The organism is Hyphomonas sp. ske169 (assembly GCF_056850855.1).
Window position 1 is genome coordinate 2,005,046 of the sequence record NZ_CP096146.1, and the last position, 17,009, is coordinate 2,022,054.

A 17,009-nucleotide genomic window follows, 5' to 3' on the forward strand; every position below is an offset into this window, starting at 1 on the left:
GCATGGTCCGTTTGACACATTTGCTGAGGCCGAGACGGCCATGGCCGCTTTGGGTCAAAAAGATGCCCGGCCGTGCGGCGTCTGCAAGCCCGCCACCGCTGAAACAAAACCCGCTGCCGCATCTGCTGCTGCAGCTCCTAAAACCACGGCTGCCCCAAAGGCGGCCCCGAAACCTAAACCCGCTCCTAAGGAGACGCCTCGCATGGACCTATCAAAAGCGACTGGCCGCGTAAGCCAGGTTATCGGCGCTGTTGTCGACGTTGAGTTCGATGGCGCCCTTCCAGACATTCTGAACGCGCTTGAGTGTGAAAACAATGGCAACCGCCTTGTGCTCGAAGTTGCACAGCACCTCGGTGAGAACGCAGTTCGCACAATCGCGATGGACTCGACTGAAGGTCTGGTTCGTGGCCAGGCTGTCGCCGATCTGGGGGAGCCGATTAAAGTGCCAGTTGGCCCAGCCACACTCGGCCGGATCATGAACGTTGTCGGTGAGCCAATTGACGAGCGTGGCCCAGTTGAAACAGACCTACGTGCGCCAATTCACGCCCCAGCGCCTGACTTTGTAGACCAGTCTACTGAAGCTGAAGTTCTGGTCACCGGGATTAAAGTTATCGACCTGCTCTGCCCTTACACAAAGGGTGGTAAGATTGGTCTGTTCGGCGGTGCCGGTGTTGGTAAGACCGTTCTCATTCAAGAGCTAATCAACAACATCGCGAAACTGTTCGGCGGCTATTCCGTATTTGCGGGCGTCGGTGAGCGGACCCGTGAAGGTAACGATCTGTATTATGAAATGCAGGACGCGAACGTGATCGATCTGGAAGGCGAAAGCCGCGCGACGCTGGTCTATGGCCAGATGAACGAGCCTCCAGGGGCGCGTGCACGTGTGGCTCTGACCGGTCTCGCGCAAGCTGAGTATTTCCGCGATGTTGAAGGCAAAGACGTTCTGTTCTTCGTCGACAATATCTTCCGCTTCACCCAGGCCGGTTCTGAGGTGTCAGCGCTGCTTGGCCGTATTCCTTCTGCGGTGGGCTATCAGCCTACTCTGGCCACCGATATGGGCGGCCTGCAAGAGCGGATTACGACCACCACCAAAGGCTCAATTACCTCTGTGCAAGCGGTTTACGTGCCTGCGGATGACTTGACCGACCCAGCGCCAGCGACCTCGTTTGCGCACTTGGATGCGACCACGGTTCTGAACCGCGCAATTTCGGAAAAAGGCATCTACCCAGCCGTAGACCCGCTCGATTCGACCTCTCGCATCTTGGATCCGCTGATCGTTGGTCAGGACCATTATGAAGTCGCTCGCGGCGTTCAGGAAATCCTGCAGCGCTATAAAGAACTGCAAGACATTATCGCGATCCTCGGCATGGACGAACTGTCTGAAGAAGACAAACTCGTCGTGGCTCGTGCGCGTAAAGTTGAGCGCTTCCTGTCACAGCCGTTTGACGTGGCTGAAGTCTTCACCGGCTCACCTGGTGTTCAGGTGAAACTCGAAGACACTGTCGCTGGCTTTAAGGGCCTCATCGAAGGTGAGTATGATCACTTGCCAGAGCAAGCCTTCTACATGGTTGGCTCAATCGATGACGCGAAAGCCAAAGCAGAGAAAATGCTCGCTGACGCGGCCTAAGCATCCCATCGTCCTCGCCCCTCGACTTCGCTCAGGGTGAGGACGTTCTTCGGATCGAGGCAAAGGGTTGCCTCATCCTGAGCGAAGTCGAAGGATGATTGCGCCATGGCTGACAAATTGCATTTCTCTCTCGTCTCCCCGGCCCGGGAATTGTTCTCTGGTGAGGTCGATCATGTTATCGCCCCCGGCACCGACGGTGAGTTTGGCGTTCTGGTCAATCACGCGCCGTTTATGAGCACGCTGAAGAATGGCGTCGTTCGCGTCGAAAATGGCGGCGAAACCACAATGCGCTTATTCGTGCGCGGCGGTTTTGCGGACGTGACCCCAGCCGGCCTGACCATCTTGGCTGAAGAAGCTGTGAACATGGACAGCGTGTCAGCTGAAAGCGTCCAAAAAGAACTCGATGAAGCGCGCCAAGCCCTGCTCGCCGAAGGCAAAGATGCCAGCGTCGCGCTCGAAGAGCAGGTCGCTTATCTGGAAAGCCTCAAGGCGGCTTTGGTCAATTAAACGCCTCTAGCGCTAAGACAGCGCCCCCTAAGACACCGACATGCTCGCCGAGCCCTGGCGCGGTGATCAATTCTGCTCCGCTCACGGGTAGATAGTCGCCCATCAATGTATCGAACGCGGCGGCCACCTTCGTATAAAGGTGATCGGCCTGCAAAAGACCGCCGCCCAGAATTATCCGCTCCAACCGAGTCATCATATAGAGATTGAGACAGGCCTGCGCCAAATAGTGGGCTTCAATCTCCCAGGCCTGATGATCTGCCGGCACCACCGCCGCGTCGCCCCACCGGGCTTCGAACGATTTTGCCGATGCTAATCCCTCAAGGCAGTCGCCATGCAAAGCACACGTGCCCGCAAAGGCTTGATCGCTTAGGTGCCGCGCGACGCGGATATGGCCAAACTCCGGGTGAGTGGGTTGTCCCACGAGCCCGCCGTTTACACATATACCCACGCCAATCCCGGTCCCGACCGTCATGTAAGCGGCGCTGTTTAGCGATTTTGCGCTACCCCATCTCAGCTCAGCCAAGAGGGCGGCATTGACGTCGGTATCGAGATAGAAGGGGACCCCAATGGCGTCCGACAAATGAGGGCCGATCGGTACGCTGTTCCAACCTGGTTTCGCGGTTCCGGTGATCTTTCCGAAGGACGGTGACTTCGGGTCTGTATCAACCGGTCCGAAGCTGGCGATGCCGAGCGCGATCGGATCGACCTTGTGCTTCTGTGCCTGTTCTCGAAACGAAGCGGCGCAGATATCCAGAGTTTCTGAGGGTGTCGTGGTTGGCACGCGCCAGGTAGCGATCAGCGTCCCATCCTTACCTACAAGCGCGCATTTAAAACTGGTCCCGCCCGCATCAATCGCTGCAATGACTGGCTCAGTCGTCAATACCGTATCCTCCCGCCTTAACGGGATAGGCGATTAGCCAAAAACTGCAATCGTTTGGCGGCCCACGAGGATCGGGTCGCCTTGCCGGTTCCAGAGGCGCATCGATTGGCTGGAATAACCGTCTTTGGCGAGTTGGGCGGTGTGCTGGGCGTAGAACCAGCCATCAGGATCGGTGGTGATGTCATCAGTCATGAACTCAGCCATCCAGGTCATTGAGCTGATCCGTGCAGGCTCGCGTAGCATCGACAAAACGGCGGGTGGCGGGGCGTCGCCGATCGCCAGAACCGCAGTCGCGTCTTGCGGTGTTTTTGGGTCTAAGTGGCGCATCCACAGGCCAATCGCGGGATTATCAGAGCCTGAGATTGGCGGCTGTCCGCTAGCGATCAGCATATCGAAATTTTGCGTAAAGCCAGGGCGCCGGGAATTCGGCGGAAAGAAGGGTTGAATTTGATCCGGCGCTGGCGCTTCGGGCATAGGCATATCATCAAAACTCACCGCGCTGGGCTTCGCCTTGCCGAAGGCGAATATGCTTTGGGCCGTCACGCCAGTTTCTGCGGTAATATCCACGCTGACAAAGGCTGTGTTCTTGCCGCGCCGAAGCAGTGTTGGCTTGATTTTTATATCGCCGCCGACCGGGCCAACAAAAGCCACTTGCGCTGTTCGGATCGGAAGATCATCAACCAGTTCCATGGCGCCTTGCAAGGAAAGTGCGGCGGTTAGCCCGCCATAGGTCGTGCGGCCTTGCATCCAGGTTTCAGGAATGTACGCATCAATGCTGTGATCCGCATGGCGTTTCAGGCTGGCAAGCAGCTCAGTATAGCTGGTCATAGGAGGCCCCGTGCAAGGTTTGTGACTGGGGTGGAAATAGTCAGTTCTTTTTAGGAACCAAGATGTCACGCCACGTCAGGAAACGTGAAAACGCCCCTGCCAAGGCAGAGGCGTTCAATCTCGAGACAAGGTCAGCGACTTAGTGCTGGCTCTCTGGTGTTGTCACTTTCAAACCGTCGAGCTCGTCGCTGACGCTGATCTGACAGGACAGACGTGAATTGGCCTGAACGTTTTCCGCAAAGTCGAGCATGGATTGTTCCATGTCTTCTGGTGTGCCGACTTTGTCCATAAAACCGTCCGCGATATAGACGTGGCACGTGGCGCAAGCACAGGCGCCGCCGCAGTCGGCATCAATGCCAGGGATCGAGTTTTTGATCGCCGCTTCCATCACGCTTTCGCCATTGGTGGCTTCGACGACGCGTTCTGTGCCTTCGTGATCGACATAGATAATTTTGGCCATTGCTGGTGGGTCTCCTTATACGGCGGCTGCCGCGATCTCTTTCATGGATTGTGATGTATCGCTTAGGGTTTCTGATGCAAGTCGTGCGCCTGTCATTATGAGTTTCTTGGACGCTAAGAATTCAGGCGGGCTGTTGACCGCATCAACGGCGATGAGTTTACCGTTCTGCAAGTAAAAGACCGCAAATTTACGGCTCGCAGGATCGCCGCGCACCACAGATTCGTCATAGCCTTGGCTGAGCCCAGCGATTTGCAGTTTTAAGTCATATTGATCCGACCAGAACCATGGACAGTCCTCGGTCGGTCGGGGTTTGCCCATAATCGCGGCGGCGGCCAGTTTGCCTTGCTCAATCGCATTGTGGACGCTTTCGAGCCGCCCTGTGCGCCCATAATGAACCAAAGGCCGTGCAGCGCAGTCGCCAGCGGCAAACACGCGCGGGTCATTGGTGCGGGCATCCTGGTCGGTCAGGATGCCGTTTGAACAAGCTATCCCCGCCGCTTCGGCGAGTTCAACATTCGGCAGAATGCCAATGCCAACCAGAACGATGTCGGCATCGAGCTCTGTGCCGTCGGCGAGCACGGCTTGGGAAACCTTGCCCTCTGCCCCTTTCAGCGACGCCAGACGGGCGCCCGTGCGGATCTCCGCGCCTTGGCGGGTGTGCTCTTCAGTGAAGAACGCGCTCATGATTGGGCTGGTGACGCGGGCAAGCACGCGGTCTTCCATTTCTAGAACTGTCACCTCTAAACCCATTTGACGGGCCACAGCGGCGGCTTCCAACCCAATATAACCAGCGCCTACAATCACCATTTTCTGGCCACTAATCATGCGCGGGCGAATGCGCTCGACATCGGCGAGATCGCGGAGATCGAACACGCCGTCTAAGTCCGCGCCTTCAACCGGGAGCGCGCGTGGTCTCGATCCAGTGGCAATAATCAGGGCGTCATAGGGCACCGATCCACCGTGTTCGAGCGCCACAGTTTGTGCGCTGCGATCAATCTTGGTCGCGCGAACGGATAGCACCGTGTCGATATTTTGATCTTCGTACCAGGCGGCGGGTTTGAAATAGAGCCGTTCCTCCGCCAGTTCGCCCTTCATATAGGCTTTGGAAAGCGGAGGGCGTTGATAAGGCAGGGCGGCTTCCTCACCGATCAGTGTGATGCCGCCTTCAAAGCCAAATAGGCGCAAAGACGCGCAGGCTTGCGCAGCGGCTTGGCCGCCCCCGATAATGACAACTTGTTGTGCACCTGACAGATCCACGGCTTTGCAACCCTCCCGAGTTCGATATTTTCATGACGCATGCGTCATTTTTTTGCAAGCCGCAACGCTGCGGCAAGTTTTCACGTTCTTTTCCACAAATGCAGACTGTGGCACAAGCCCCGAATGGATAATCAGAATTCCCAGAGAATCATGGCGATGCTGCATGCTCGTTCGGGCGGTCTTGATAATGGTGAGCCGATTAGCCCGCCAATCGTGACCACGGCGAAGTATGCCCTCGCAGGCACGCCGAACACGCCCTATACCTATGGGCGAGATATCAACCCCACAGTTGAAGCTGCAGAAGCCGCGATTTCTGCCTTGGAAGAGGCGCCGGTTGTGGCTTTTCCATCAGGCATGGCTGCGATCACGGCGGGTTTGATGGCGACGACCAAAGCCGGCGACCGGGTCTTGGTGCCATCGGATGGTTATTACGTCACTCGCGTCATGTTGGAGGAGATCCTTTCCGAACATGACATCCATTTTGATGCGGTCCCAACCCGCGATTTTGCGACGACAGATCTGTCCGGATACGCTGTGGTGTGGGCCGAGACCCCTTCTAATCCGGGCTTGGATCTTTGCAGCATCCGCTCCATCGCAGAAGCGGCGCGGGCGGCTGGTGCGAAGCTGGTTGTCGATAATACGACGCTGACCCCGCTTTTGCAGCGCCCGCTCGACCTTGGCGCGGATCTAGTTGTGAGCTCCGACACAAAGGCGATGGCAGGTCATTCTGATTGCCTGTTTGGGCATGTCGCAACCCGCGATGAGGCGCTTCTGGCAAAACTGGTTAAGTGGCGCAAAGTCTCGGGCTGCATTGCCGATCCGTTTGCCGCGTTCTTGCTGCACCGCGGATTGATGACACTAGAGGTGCGGCTTGACCGTATGTGCGCCAATGCCCTGGCGCTGATGGATCTGTTCGAAGGTCATGCGGCGATTGAACAGGTTAAATTCCCGGGCATGGGCTTTGTCATCGGCCTCACCTTTGCGAACGAACACAAAGCCGAGGCCTTTATCAATGATTGCCCCGCCATATTTGCCTCGACCAGCTTTGGCGGCGTGCATACGAGTGCTGAGCGCCGGGCCCGTTGGGGGGACGATGTGCCAGACGGGTTTGTTCGACTGTCGGTGGGTTGCGAACCGACAGGCGCGCTTGTGCAAGCGATTGGAACAAGCCTTGCTGTCCTTTGAGCTGACAGATCTGGCGGCCACCACGACGCTCGCCCAGCGGCTTGCACCAAGGCTTAGAGCCGGCGATGTGATTGCGCTGCATGGCGGCCTTGGCGCCGGCAAGACGACTTTTTCGCGCGCGCTGATTTCGGCGCTGATGGGGCAAGCGACTGAGGTGCCCAGCCCGACCTATACGCTGGTGCAAACTTATGATGGACCGGCTTTTCCAATCTTTCACTTCGATCTCTACCGATTGGATAACCCGGGTGAAGTGTTCGAGCTCGGTTGGGATGAAACCCAAGATGGGGTGGCTTTGATTGAATGGCCAGATCGTGCTGGGGCGCACCTTCCGGCTTGGCGCTTGGACCTGCACATCGATCTGGCTCAGGATATTCGCACGGCCCGACTGGAACCACAGGGCGAAGACTGGCAGACTCGCCTGCATGAGTTCTGATCCGAATCGACCTGAGCAAATTACTCTGTTTCTGACGGAAGCTGGCTGGGCTGGCGCGCATATTCACTGGTTTGACCAAGACGCCTCAACCCGGCGCTATGCGCGGCTGACTGGGCCGGGTGGCGAAACCGCAATCTTGATGGACGCGCCGCGGATCGAAGGTGATCCATGCACGCCAGAAATGACGCTGGAAGAGCGGCAGAAGAAGGGCTGGAACGCAATGACGCGCCTCGCAGCCAGCCGGGTCGATGCTTTCGTATTGATTGCTGACTATCTCCGCCAAGCTGGCCTGCGCGCGCCTGAAGTGTTCGCGTACGACGCCGCGATTGGATTGGCGATAATAGAAGACTTTGGCACGCAACGGGAATTTGCGCGCTTAATCGAAAACGGCATGGCCGAAGTGCCGCTCTATCAACAGGCAGCGAAAGATCTGGCCAAGCTGCACCGCCACGCCAATCCGTCCGTGCTTCAAGGCGGCGAAGACCGATGGCCGATCTTGGAGTTTGATGCGATTGCGCTTGGCGCGAATGCGGATCTGTTTGCCGATTGGTTCCACATTTATGATGAGACGGCGCGGATGAGTGATGCGGATCGCGCTCGTTGGGAGCGCGTGCGTGATGGTCTGATTGAGCGCGCGATGGACTTCCCACGCGAGTTCACTCTGCGCGATTATCATGCCGAAAACTTGCTTTGGCTGCCGGACGGTCAAATCGGATTGCTCGACTTCCAAGACGCGGTGATGGGCTGGGACGCGTGGGATATGGCCATGCTGACCCAGGATGCCCGCCGTCCTGTATCCGATGATGCTGTAGACACCGCCATCCGAACGTATCTCGATGAAACAGGCAAAGACGAGACCGCGTTTCGCGAACGATTGGCGGTGATCGGGACTTTGAATGCGCTGCGGATCGCGGGCGTCTTTGCGCGGTTGATGAAGCGCGATGGCAAGCCGAGATATGAGACTTTCATGCCGCGGCAAAAATTGATGCTGGCGCAGAATCTGACCCATCCTAGCGCCGCGGAGATGCGCGCTTTTGTGACCGAAGTGGCGCCGTCAGTTTTGGAGACTTTGCGATGACCGACATGCCTCATACTGCGATGGTGCTGGCCGCTGGGCTTGGAACACGTATGCGGCCACTCACCGATTCGACTGCAAAGCCATTGCTTGAAGTGGCGGGGCGGAGCATGCTGGATCGATTGCTGGATAATTTGGTCGGTGCCGGGGTCGCGCGCGCGGTCATCAATGTGCATTGGTGCGCTGATCTGGTTGAGGCGCACCTTGCCAACCGTACAGACATTGAGATCATCATTTCCGATGAGCGGGCGCAAGTCTTGGAAACCGGCGGCGGCTTGGCCAAGGCCCGTCCATTACTCGGCGATGACCCAATTTTTGTTGTGAATACGGATGCCTTTTGGGAACCCACTGGCGCAGGGCCGCTCAAGGCGCTCGCACTAAGTTTCAAAATAGAACTTATGGATGAATTGCTCCTGCTCGCGGATACGAAGAGATGTTTGGGATTTCCGGGGGCGGGCGATTTTTTCCGGGATGACAAAGGCGTTCTGTCTCGGCGCGGGGAAGCCGCATCCGCACCTTGGGCTTATGCCGGGGTCCGCATTCTCAAGCCGCAGCTATATGACGGTGCACCGGTCGAACCGTTCTCAGCCAACCGAATCTGGAATGATTTGATCCCGAAAGCGCGGCTTCATGGTCTACCGCTCGACCGGTTTTGGCTGCACGTTGGAGATCCAGACGCGCTTAAGCATGCGGAATTCTGGCTCCGGTGTCATGGCGCATGAGTATGCTGTTCGGAGATCACTCCCGGCGCGTCTTTTCAATTCCGGCTGGCGCGGATTTCCTGGGGGATCTTGCCAGTGCCCTGGCGGATGATCTTGATCTCGCTAACAATCCTGAAGCGCTCGCCGACGCACTGATCTATGTCCCCAACCGGCGGTCGGAGCGGGCGCTCGCTTTTGCCATCCATCGCGCGGCGGGCGGTAAAGCCTGCCTGTTGCCGAACATACGGGCGCTGGGCGATCTCGAGACGAGCGATCCGCCGCCCAGTGCCGAGGCAGCTTTGGCTGGTTTGCCGCCAGTCGTCTCACCCGCCGAACGCCTGGGCCGATTGACCCGATTGGTGATGGCCTATTTCGATCGATCAGGCGCAGGATTGCCTGCCGTCTCATGTCTCTCGGCGGCGCGGGAATTGGTGCGCCTCCTCGATCAAGCAGCGCTCTCTGGCCCGGTCGCGTGGGATCAATTGGAGGATCTGGTGCCGCATGCCGAGCTGGCGGAGCACTGGAAACAATCGCTCGAATTTTTGCAAATTATCACCGAGCAATGGCCGGCTGAACTAGATGATATGACGGCTATGGATCCCTATGCCAGGCGTCTCGCTGCGGCGGAAGCAATGGTTTCGGAATGGGAGAAGGCGCCGCCAGAATCACCCGTCATTATAGCAGGATCGACGGGTGCGACTCCGGCCAGCCGATTGCTGATGCAAGCCGCGCTAAAACTCCCAATGGGCTTGGTTGTTTTACCAGGTCTCGATTTGGAGCTTTCAGAGTCTACACTCGACCAAATTTTGCAGACCCCGTCTCACCCTCAATTCGCGCTCGCTGGCGCGCTTGCAACACTCGGTCTTGATGCCAAACGCGTGGCCGCTTGGCCGAGCCCCCAAAAAGCCGAACACACGGGCGCCCGTCGCCGTCTAATCCACCAAGCGCTTGCGCCTGCGCAGAGCACAGCGGATTGGACCACCAATCTCAAAGAGCTCGCCCCGGACGGGGATGCCGCCGCCTTCGTGCATGACGCATTGGACGGCCTCACCGTGATCGATGCAAGCGATGAGAGCGAAGAGGCGCTGATCGCGGCGATCTTGATGCGGGAAACGCTAGAACGCGAGGGTGAAACCGCTGCCCTGGTGACGCCGGATGCAGGCCTGGCGAGGCGTGTCAGTGCGATGCTGAGCCGCTGGCACATCGACGTGCCGCCCTCTGCCGGGCGCCCTTTGCCGCAAACCGATGCAGGCAGTTTGGCGTTGCTGGTTGCGGATTGGATGTTGGACTTGTCCCACCCGGTGGCGCTGATGGCGGTGCTCAATCATAGACGCAGCAAGTTCGACCAGATCGATATCCAAACGCTCGATATTGCGCTGCGAGGGCCACGGACTTGGGCGTCTTGGGAAGCTCTACGGGCCAAACTGGGTCAGCATCCGATTATTGAAGCCCTGACCCCAGATGCGGTGAAATTGGAAGACTTTTCAAGCGCGCCAATTGAGGGCGCGGCTTGGTTGGAAGCGGTCGACGCGCTGGCGCAAACTGTCGGCGCTGCGCCGTATCCGTGGGCCGGAGAGGATGGCGCCAACCTGTCGAAATTGTTCCAAGATATGGCGGTATTGTCCGCGCCGCTTGGACCGCAAGCGGGCGTAACGTGGAACGAGTTATTGGCGGCGGAAGCGCAATTGCAATCAGTGTCCGACGGCCAGCCGCATCCGCGCCTCGCGATTTGGGGACCGTTGGAAGCGCGGCTGCAAACCGCGGATCGGATGATCCTCGCCGGATTGAATGAGGGTGTTTGGCCAGAGCAGCCCCCCGCCGACGCCTTTCTACCGCGCGTGTTTCGTCGCGAAATCGGTCTGTCCGACCCTGATGAACGGATTGGCTTGTCGGCGCATGATTTTGCACAATTGGCCTCAGCACCGAACGTCACACTGCTGTCGAGTCAGCGCCGAGACGACAAGCCTGCAATCGCGTCGCGATGGTTGTGGCGATTGCAAACGCTGGCGCGCGGGGCACTCGGTGAAACGGCTACTGACGCCTTGGCGCCGCCCGCAGGGTCTGACCCGCGCGATTGGCTCCATGCGATTGAACAAGCGCCGCCTCTGCCAGACGATTTTGCCGCAGAGCCCGTGCCGCGGCCGCCGCTTTCGGCGCGTCCGAAAGAACTCTCAGTGACGCGGATTGAGCAGCTGGTGCGCGACCCTTACGCCATCTATTGCGAATATGTTCTAGGCCTGCGCCCGCTTGATCCCTTGATCCTGCCGCCAGATGTGCGCGTTCGCGGCACGGCGGTCCATAAAGCGCTGGAACGGTTTGAACTCGAGAAGGTGCCAAATGAAAGCGACGCGCTTTTGCGTATTCTGGAAGAGGAGTTGCGCGCGGGCGGTGTGGATGAAGCCGATCTCATTTCATTGAGTGATGTCCGGCGTCAGGTTTGCGAGGATTATCTTGTTTGGCGCGCCGACCAAAGCCGCGCCGTAGACGGTGATCCGTATACGGAAATATTCGGCGCAATTCAGCTGAATATCGCCGGCGAGGCGTTTAAATTAAAAGGCACAGCGGACCGAATAGAACAGCGCCCCGATGGCAGTGTCGCGATTCTCGACTTTAAAACCGGTAAGCCGCCGAGCGAAAAACAAGTCCGCGCTGGGTTGAGCCCGCAAATGCCGCTGCAGGGGCTGATTGCCCGCGAGGGCGGGTATGAGGCGCTAGGAAGCGCGCCTGTCGACGCACTGACTTATATCCGCTTCGGGACACGGTTCGAGGTTCAGAATATCGGCGCCGCCGCCCCGCGCGCGAAGCTTGAGGCCAAGTCTATGGCCGACATTATCAGCGACGCAGAGCAGGGCCTGATTTCTCTTTTAACCGCCTTCGCAGACCCCAATCATCCTTATTTGAGCGCGCCGCGGCCAGAGCGTGTGGCCTATGAAAGCGCCTTTTCGCGCTTGGCCCGGCGGTCCGAATGGACGGGACTGAGTACCTATGACTAAAGCTGTCTTCTCCCCCGACTCGCCAAGCTTTGAGGCGGCGAAACGGGCGCAAGCGGATGCGGCGAACCCTGCGCAATCGGTTTGGGTCGAAGCGAATGCGGGATCGGGCAAGACGAAAGTTCTAATCGACCGCGTCGCGCGCCTTCTCTTGCGGCGCCCTGATGGTCGTCCCGGGGCTCTGCCAGATTCCATCCTCTGTATCACTTATACCAAAGCGGCGGCGAATGAGATGCTCGCGCGACTTTACGCGCGGCTTGGGGATTGGGCGGTCGCGAGCGATCAGGACTTGCGAGATTCGCTGGCCCGCCTCGAAGAGAGCGCCATAAATTCGTATACGGATGAAGACTTACGGGAAGCGCGACGGTTGTTCGCGCGCGCGCTTGAAACGCCTGGTGGTCTGCGGATCGAAACCATCCATGCCTTCTGTGCACGGATTCTACGCCGATTTCCGCTTGAGGCGGGGATATCTCCTGGTTTTGCAGCGATTGAAGAGGACGAAGCCGAAGAGCTTTGGCGCGGCGTTCTAGCGGCAGGATTGGAGACGAGTTCGGCGATCGCGCCCGAGACGCTCGCCATTCTGTCCGAGGCAACCGGCGGCTTAGGAATTGGCGCGGCTCTAGATGCCTTGAAGCCGCATCGACACGCCTTGCAAGGGCTTCAGCAACGGGCCGCCACGCTTGACGAACTCACGCCAATCATCCGCGCGGCGAGCGGAAGTGATGGCCGTTCCCAGGATGAGATCTTGCGGGCCGCGATGGGAGATGATTTTCGACACGCCGACTGCGACGCGGCTTTGGATGCTTTGAAAGCGATGTCGAAACCTGGCAGAGCCGACCTAAAGCTGCTGGATGCTCTGACCGCCTTAAAATCGATCACCGAACCCCGTGCGCGCTATGAAGTCTATATGGCCGCGATCGCGGGCGCGAAGCGGGATTTCCCGTCCGGTAGCAATCCCTACACCTCAAAAGCCGGACCGCTGGTGGAAGACTTGTTCAGTCGCAGCCTTAAATCTGGCGCGCCGGAAGGCCGCGAAATCACGCGCATGAAAGCCGTTCAGAAAGACCTGCAGGCCAGCGCGTTGTGTGAACGCAGTCTGGCGCTCATGCAGGTCGGGCTGCCGCTTCTGGCGGCCTGTAAGCGCGAGAAACAGTTGCGCGGTGCGCTCGACTTTGATGATCTGATCGCCCGCACGCATGCGCTCCTAACGCGCTCAAACGCGGCTGAGTGGGTCTTATATCAGCTCGATGGCGGCTTGACCCATCTATTGCTCGATGAGGCGCAAGACACGAGCCCGCCGCAATGGGCGTTGATCAATGCGATTGTGCAAGAATTCCAATCCGGACTTGGCCGCGAGAGATTGGCGGAACCGCGCACGCAATTTGTTGTCGGGGATCCCAAACAGTCAATTTACTCCTTCCAGGGTGCGGATCAGCAAAAGTTTGAATTGGAACGCCAAAGCTTTGTCCGCCGGGAAGAAATTGTCGCTGCCGCTGAAGACCGAAGAGTCAATCTACCCGAAATGGCGATGTCCTTCCGCTCGACGCCGGAAGTCTTGCGGTTCGTAGATGAAGTCCGCGCCATTGTGCCGCTCGGCGACGCTGCGACTGACCCGCTGCCGCCTAGAGAAGCCGATCTGACGCCGCACGCGCCGCGCCGAATTAATCAGCCTGGGCGCGTCGAGGTCTGGCCACTTGAGATTGCCGCGCCATCGGATGAAGAAGACAGCGCCTGGACGGCGCCAACCGATCACGTGCCCGCCGATGCGCCGCGCCGGCGCCTGGCGCGCAAAATCGCCAAACAAGTCCGCCACATGCTCGACCAAGGCGAGGCGGTTTGGCGCGAGCAGAGCGATCGCAGCTGGCAACGTGAGGCCGTCCGCCCCGAGGACGTGCTAATCCTCGTCCGCAGCCGGAACGATTTGTTCGACGCGCTGATTGAGAGCCTGAAGCAAGAAAACGTCCCCGTGGCGGGCGCGGATCGGCTCCGGTTTCTAGATAATTTGGGCGTCCAGGATTGCCTCAACCTGATCCGCTTTGCGCTTCAGCCCAAGGACGATTTGACGTTGGCGGAAATCCTGCGCGGGCCATTTTGCGGCTTGGTAGATGACGACCGGCACTTGTTTGCCCTGGCCTATGGACGGCCCAAAGGCACCTCGCTTTGGGACCGCTTGAGAGCGGTCGATCAGGGCGAGTTCCATGCGGCGAAACAGTTCTGTCAGGCGCTTGTTACGAACCGAGACCAGCCAGCCTTCGAATTTCTATCGCGCGTTCTGACCGAGCGGGACGTGGACCGGTTGAGTGGGTGGGATAAGCTGATCCAGAGGCTTGGCGAGCCGGTCCGTGACCCTGTCCAGGCGCTGATGTCCAAAGCGCTTGGTTATGACATGACCAAGGCGCGCAGTCTGCAAGCCTTCTTGGCGGAAATTGAACGCCAGGACACGGTCTTGAAGCGGGAACTTGGTGAACCGGATGGCGCTGTTCGCGTGATGACGGTTCATGGCGCTAAGGGGTTGCAGTCGCCAGTGGTGATCGTGCCGGATACGACCAGCGGGACTAAGCCGGTTGGTGATGCCTTGTTTTTCAACGCCGATGGTGTGCCGCTTTATAGCCCATCCTCGCGAACCGACGCGCCAGCAACAGCGTCTTTGCGTGAAGCCGCGAATGCAGCAGGCGAGCGCGAGTCGCGGCGTTTGCTTTATGTGGCGCTGACCCGCGCGTCGGACCGGCTGATCATTGCCGGCGCAGGGGCGCGAAACAGCAAGTCGGGCTATGCCAAATCGTCTTGGTATCGCTGGTGCGATTTGGCCATGCGCGCCTTACTCGGAGACGAGGCGCCAGATGAAGAAGCGGAAGAGCCGATGATGTTTGGGCCAGCCCCGGAGACGGCACCGCCTGCACATCAACGAGGTGATACGCTTTTAGATGTGCCCGATTGGCTCAAGCAGCCAGCTCCCGCCGCCCAGCCGCCGCAGCGGCTTGCTGCGCCGTCTCGCCTGACAGAAGATCGATCAGCGGTCAGCTTGCCCTTCGGAGCCGGGCGTGCAGCCGCATTGCGGCGCGGGCGGTTGATTCACGCGCTGTTACAGACCCTGCCTGAGATCGCCCCAGACGGGCGCGAGGACGCTGGATATCAATTTCTGACGCGGGAGCCTGACGTGACACCTGAAGAGGTGGATGAAATGCTCTCAGTCTCGATGGCCACATTGAACCATCCCGACTTTGCGGGTGTTTTCGCGCCAGGCGGGCGCAGCGAAGCGGCAATTGTTGGCACGCTTCCGAACGGACAAATGGTCAATGGGCGAGTCGACCGATTGATCATCGGGTCCGATCAAATCCTGATCATCGATTACAAGACCGACCGGCCCGCACCAAAAAGCGCGGCCGATGTTGAGTTTGCCTATCGCGTTCAGCTTGCCGCCTATCGGGCGGTCTTGTCCGATATCTATCCCGATCGCCCTGTGCGGTGCGCGCTTTTATATACGGACGGTCCGCACTTGATCGAAATTCCAGGCGAGCAATTATCAGAATCACTAAACCGTGTAGACAGCGGGGTTTGACGCACGCAAAGAGTCCCTATTTTATGCCGCACGAGAGATTTAGAGGAGGTCACAATGGCCGCTGAACATATTACTGACGAGACATTTGACGACGCCGTTGCCAGCGACACCCCTGTCGTGGTCGATTTTTGGGCCGAATGGTGTGGCCCGTGTAAAGCCATGGCACCGCATCTAGATGCCGTCGCGGATGAGCTAAACGGCGATATCAAAGTCGCAAAAATCAATGTCGACGATAATCCTATGGCCGCCTCGAAATATGGTATTCGCGGTCTGCCGACCCTGATGATTTTCAAACAAGGCAAAGTCACCGCGACCCATCCAGGCGCGATGTCTAAGCAGAAAATTACGGAATGGATTAAAGAGAATACCTAGCGCGAGACTGGGATCCCAAACTTCTGAAGGCGCTCGTGAGATAATCACGGGCGCTTTTTTGTTCTGTGAAGCTCAATCCGCCGTGCGGTTTATCTCCCCGAAGAACCCGATAATTTTGACAATTTTGCCAGAGTCATTGACCTCGGTGACGTCAAAGCCTGGCATGATGAGCTCGCCATTGTGGTGAATGGCCCAGTGATAGCGATAGAAATTGTTCTGACCGTCAAGTTCGCTGGCGCGAGAATATTTGGCGCCAGGAATTTGCGCCTGCACCTGTTCCACCATGTCGAGAAAGGCCTGCCGACCGATAATGTTGTGATTGGGGTCTGCAAAGTGAACATTATGCTCTAACGCCGCCTCAACCAATGCGGCCTTTTCTTCGGGGTCTGTCGTATTCCAGACCGCGAGCATTTTATTCAGATTGTCTACTTGTGCTGACATCTCATTCACTTTCATAAAACCGACCGTCGGTTTGTTTTACAAAAAGAAACCGAGAATGTAAAGAATTCCAATGGCGACCCAAAAGCAGAGATCAGATTCGACGCGCGCTCTGATTTTAAAGGCGTTCAAAAAATCGCTTTTGGATCGCGGCTTGGACAAGACCACGACGCAAAGCGTCCTCGATGATACAGGCCTGAGTAAGGGCGCGATGTATCATCACTTCAAAAGTAAAACGGAGATCATAGAGGCCATCTATGCGGAGGAATCGCTCACCGCGATGGAGCGCGCGTTTGACAAGGTACAGCAAACCACAAGCCCCTTGGCGCAATTAAAAGGCGCCTGCTTAGCGTGGACCGAAGAAGTGCGCGTCCCAAGCGTTTCAAAAATTCTGTTTGAGATTGGTCCAAACGCTTTGGGACCTGAAAAAGCCAAAGCGATCGAAAACTCAAATAGTCTTAGATTTATCAAAGCGCTCTTGGATAGAGCCGTGGCCAAAGGCGAAGTTCGCGCCATAGACTCCGAATTGATTGCGGCCTTTCTGAATGCTTTGGTCGAGCAAACGGCTTTGCATGAACTTCGCACCGGCACCGCGTCTTTGAGTGTTTTGGAGGACTCGATTCAAGCGATGTTTGAGTCTTTTCGACCTTAGTAGCGTTGGCCGATGTGCCGCTGGAGCAGTTTTTTAGCCTCATCC

General features: G+C 57.9%; 15 protein-coding genes. 10 read left to right on the forward strand and 5 right to left on the reverse strand.

The window, feature by feature from the left end:
- Positions 1-40 precede the first annotated feature (40 nt).
- Together atpD and MY069_RS09775 are read left to right on the forward strand one after the other, a co-directional pair.
- Positions 41-1,627 carry a F0F1 ATP synthase subunit beta gene (atpD, locus tag MY069_RS09770; protein ID WP_482796695.1) on the forward strand — a complete coding sequence of 529 codons (1,587 nt, stop codon included), beginning with the start codon at positions 41-43 and terminating at the stop codon, positions 1,625-1,627.
- 105 nt (positions 1,628-1,732) lie between these two features.
- A complete protein-coding gene (locus tag MY069_RS09775) occupies positions 1,733-2,134 on the forward strand; it encodes a F0F1 ATP synthase subunit epsilon (protein WP_482793594.1) in 402 nt (133 codons plus the stop codon).
- Here the strand turns inward: MY069_RS09775 and MY069_RS09780 are convergent.
- The 4 genes from MY069_RS09780 to MY069_RS09795 form a co-directional block, all read right to left on the reverse strand.
- The gene (locus MY069_RS09780; RefSeq protein WP_482793595.1) at positions 2,127-3,014 is read right to left on the reverse strand and encodes an ROK family protein; all 888 of its coding nucleotides are present in this window, start codon (positions 3,012-3,014) and stop codon (positions 2,127-2,129) included. The two genes, MY069_RS09775 and MY069_RS09780, sit on opposite strands and share 8 nt — an antisense overlap.
- 33 nt (positions 3,015-3,047) lie before the next feature.
- Positions 3,048-3,842: a thioesterase family protein gene (locus MY069_RS09785; protein ID WP_482793596.1), complete on the reverse strand. Its 795-nt coding sequence runs from the start codon at positions 3,840-3,842 to the stop codon at positions 3,048-3,050.
- A 139-nt stretch (positions 3,843-3,981) separates the two neighbouring features.
- Positions 3,982-4,302 (reverse strand): 2Fe-2S iron-sulfur cluster-binding protein, encoded by a 321-nt coding sequence (locus MY069_RS09790; protein WP_482793597.1) that lies wholly within the window; start codon positions 4,300-4,302, stop codon positions 3,982-3,984.
- A 15-nt stretch (positions 4,303-4,317) separates the two neighbouring features.
- Entirely contained in the window at positions 4,318-5,559 is a 1,242-nt protein-coding gene (locus MY069_RS09795; RefSeq protein WP_482793598.1) for an NAD(P)/FAD-dependent oxidoreductase, read from the reverse strand.
- A gap of 156 nt (positions 5,560-5,715) precedes the next feature.
- On the opposite strand from MY069_RS09795, the gene MY069_RS09800 reads away from it, so the two are divergent.
- From MY069_RS09800 to trxA, 7 genes are read left to right on the forward strand one after another with little or no spacing between them, the layout of a single operon-like run.
- Positions 5,716-6,744, forward strand: a complete 1,029-nt coding sequence (locus tag MY069_RS09800) for a PLP-dependent transferase (protein WP_482793599.1) — start codon at positions 5,716-5,718, stop codon at positions 6,742-6,744.
- Positions 6,731-7,177: a tRNA (adenosine(37)-N6)-threonylcarbamoyltransferase complex ATPase subunit type 1 TsaE gene (tsaE, locus tag MY069_RS09805; RefSeq protein ID WP_482793600.1), complete on the forward strand. Its 447-nt coding sequence runs from the start codon at positions 6,731-6,733 to the stop codon at positions 7,175-7,177. Before MY069_RS09800 ends, tsaE begins: the two co-directional genes overlap by 14 nt.
- Positions 7,167-8,255, forward strand: coding sequence for an aminoglycoside phosphotransferase family protein (locus MY069_RS09810; RefSeq protein ID WP_482793601.1), 1,089 nt, complete (start codon positions 7,167-7,169; stop codon positions 8,253-8,255). Before tsaE ends, MY069_RS09810 begins: the two co-directional genes overlap by 11 nt.
- Positions 8,252-8,974, forward strand: coding sequence for a nucleotidyltransferase family protein (locus MY069_RS09815; protein WP_482793602.1), 723 nt, complete (start codon positions 8,252-8,254; stop codon positions 8,972-8,974). Before MY069_RS09810 ends, MY069_RS09815 begins: the two co-directional genes overlap by 4 nt.
- Positions 8,971-11,946 carry a PD-(D/E)XK nuclease family protein gene (locus tag MY069_RS09820; RefSeq protein ID WP_482793603.1) on the forward strand — a complete coding sequence of 992 codons (2,976 nt, stop codon included), beginning with the start codon at positions 8,971-8,973 and terminating at the stop codon, positions 11,944-11,946. The genes MY069_RS09815 and MY069_RS09820 overlap by 4 nt, the downstream gene beginning before the upstream one ends.
- On the forward strand, positions 11,939-15,502 hold the full coding sequence (addA, locus tag MY069_RS09825; RefSeq protein WP_482793604.1) for a double-strand break repair helicase AddA: 3,564 nt from the start codon (positions 11,939-11,941) through the stop codon (positions 15,500-15,502). Before MY069_RS09820 ends, addA begins: the two co-directional genes overlap by 8 nt.
- 54 nt (positions 15,503-15,556) lie before the next feature.
- Positions 15,557-15,874 carry a thioredoxin gene (gene trxA / locus MY069_RS09830; RefSeq protein WP_482793605.1) on the forward strand — a complete coding sequence of 106 codons (318 nt, stop codon included), beginning with the start codon at positions 15,557-15,559 and terminating at the stop codon, positions 15,872-15,874.
- 72 nt (positions 15,875-15,946) lie between these two features.
- On the opposite strand, the gene MY069_RS09835 is transcribed toward trxA, so the two are convergent.
- Entirely contained in the window at positions 15,947-16,315 is a 369-nt protein-coding gene (locus MY069_RS09835) for a hypothetical protein (RefSeq protein WP_482793606.1), read from the reverse strand.
- 70 nt (positions 16,316-16,385) lie between these two features.
- On the opposite strand from MY069_RS09835, the gene MY069_RS09840 reads away from it, so the two are divergent.
- Positions 16,386-16,964: a TetR/AcrR family transcriptional regulator gene (locus MY069_RS09840; RefSeq protein ID WP_482793607.1), complete on the forward strand. Its 579-nt coding sequence runs from the start codon at positions 16,386-16,388 to the stop codon at positions 16,962-16,964.
- Positions 16,965-17,009 lie beyond the last annotated feature (45 nt).

Bases quoted from the DNA above. Each gene is read 5' to 3' on its own strand.
- MY069_RS09775 (WP_482793594.1), top strand. From the start codon at position 1,733: ATGGCTGACAAATTGCATTTCTCTCTCGTCTCCCCGGCCCGGGAATTG.
- MY069_RS09840 (WP_482793607.1), top strand. From the start codon at position 16,386: ATGGCGACCCAAAAGCAGAGATCAGATTCGACGCGCGCTCTGATTTTA.
- MY069_RS09815 (WP_482793602.1), top strand. From the start codon at position 8,252: ATGACCGACATGCCTCATACTGCGATGGTGCTGGCCGCTGGGCTTGGA.
- MY069_RS09820 (WP_482793603.1), top strand. From the start codon at position 8,971: ATGAGTATGCTGTTCGGAGATCACTCCCGGCGCGTCTTTTCAATTCCG.
- MY069_RS09800 (WP_482793599.1), top strand. From the start codon at position 5,716: ATGCTGCATGCTCGTTCGGGCGGTCTTGATAATGGTGAGCCGATTAGC.
- atpD (WP_482796695.1), top strand. From the start codon at position 41: ATGGCCGCTTTGGGTCAAAAAGATGCCCGGCCGTGCGGCGTCTGCAAG.
- MY069_RS09810 (WP_482793601.1), top strand. From the start codon at position 7,167: ATGAGTTCTGATCCGAATCGACCTGAGCAAATTACTCTGTTTCTGACG.
- MY069_RS09835 (WP_482793606.1), bottom strand. From the start codon at position 16,315: ATGTCAGCACAAGTAGACAATCTGAATAAAATGCTCGCGGTCTGGAAT.
- MY069_RS09790 (WP_482793597.1), bottom strand. From the start codon at position 4,302: ATGGCCAAAATTATCTATGTCGATCACGAAGGCACAGAACGCGTCGTC.
- MY069_RS09785 (WP_482793596.1), bottom strand. From the start codon at position 3,842: ATGACCAGCTATACTGAGCTGCTTGCCAGCCTGAAACGCCATGCGGAT.
- trxA (WP_482793605.1), top strand. From the start codon at position 15,557: ATGGCCGCTGAACATATTACTGACGAGACATTTGACGACGCCGTTGCC.
- addA (WP_482793604.1), top strand. From the start codon at position 11,939: ATGACTAAAGCTGTCTTCTCCCCCGACTCGCCAAGCTTTGAGGCGGCG.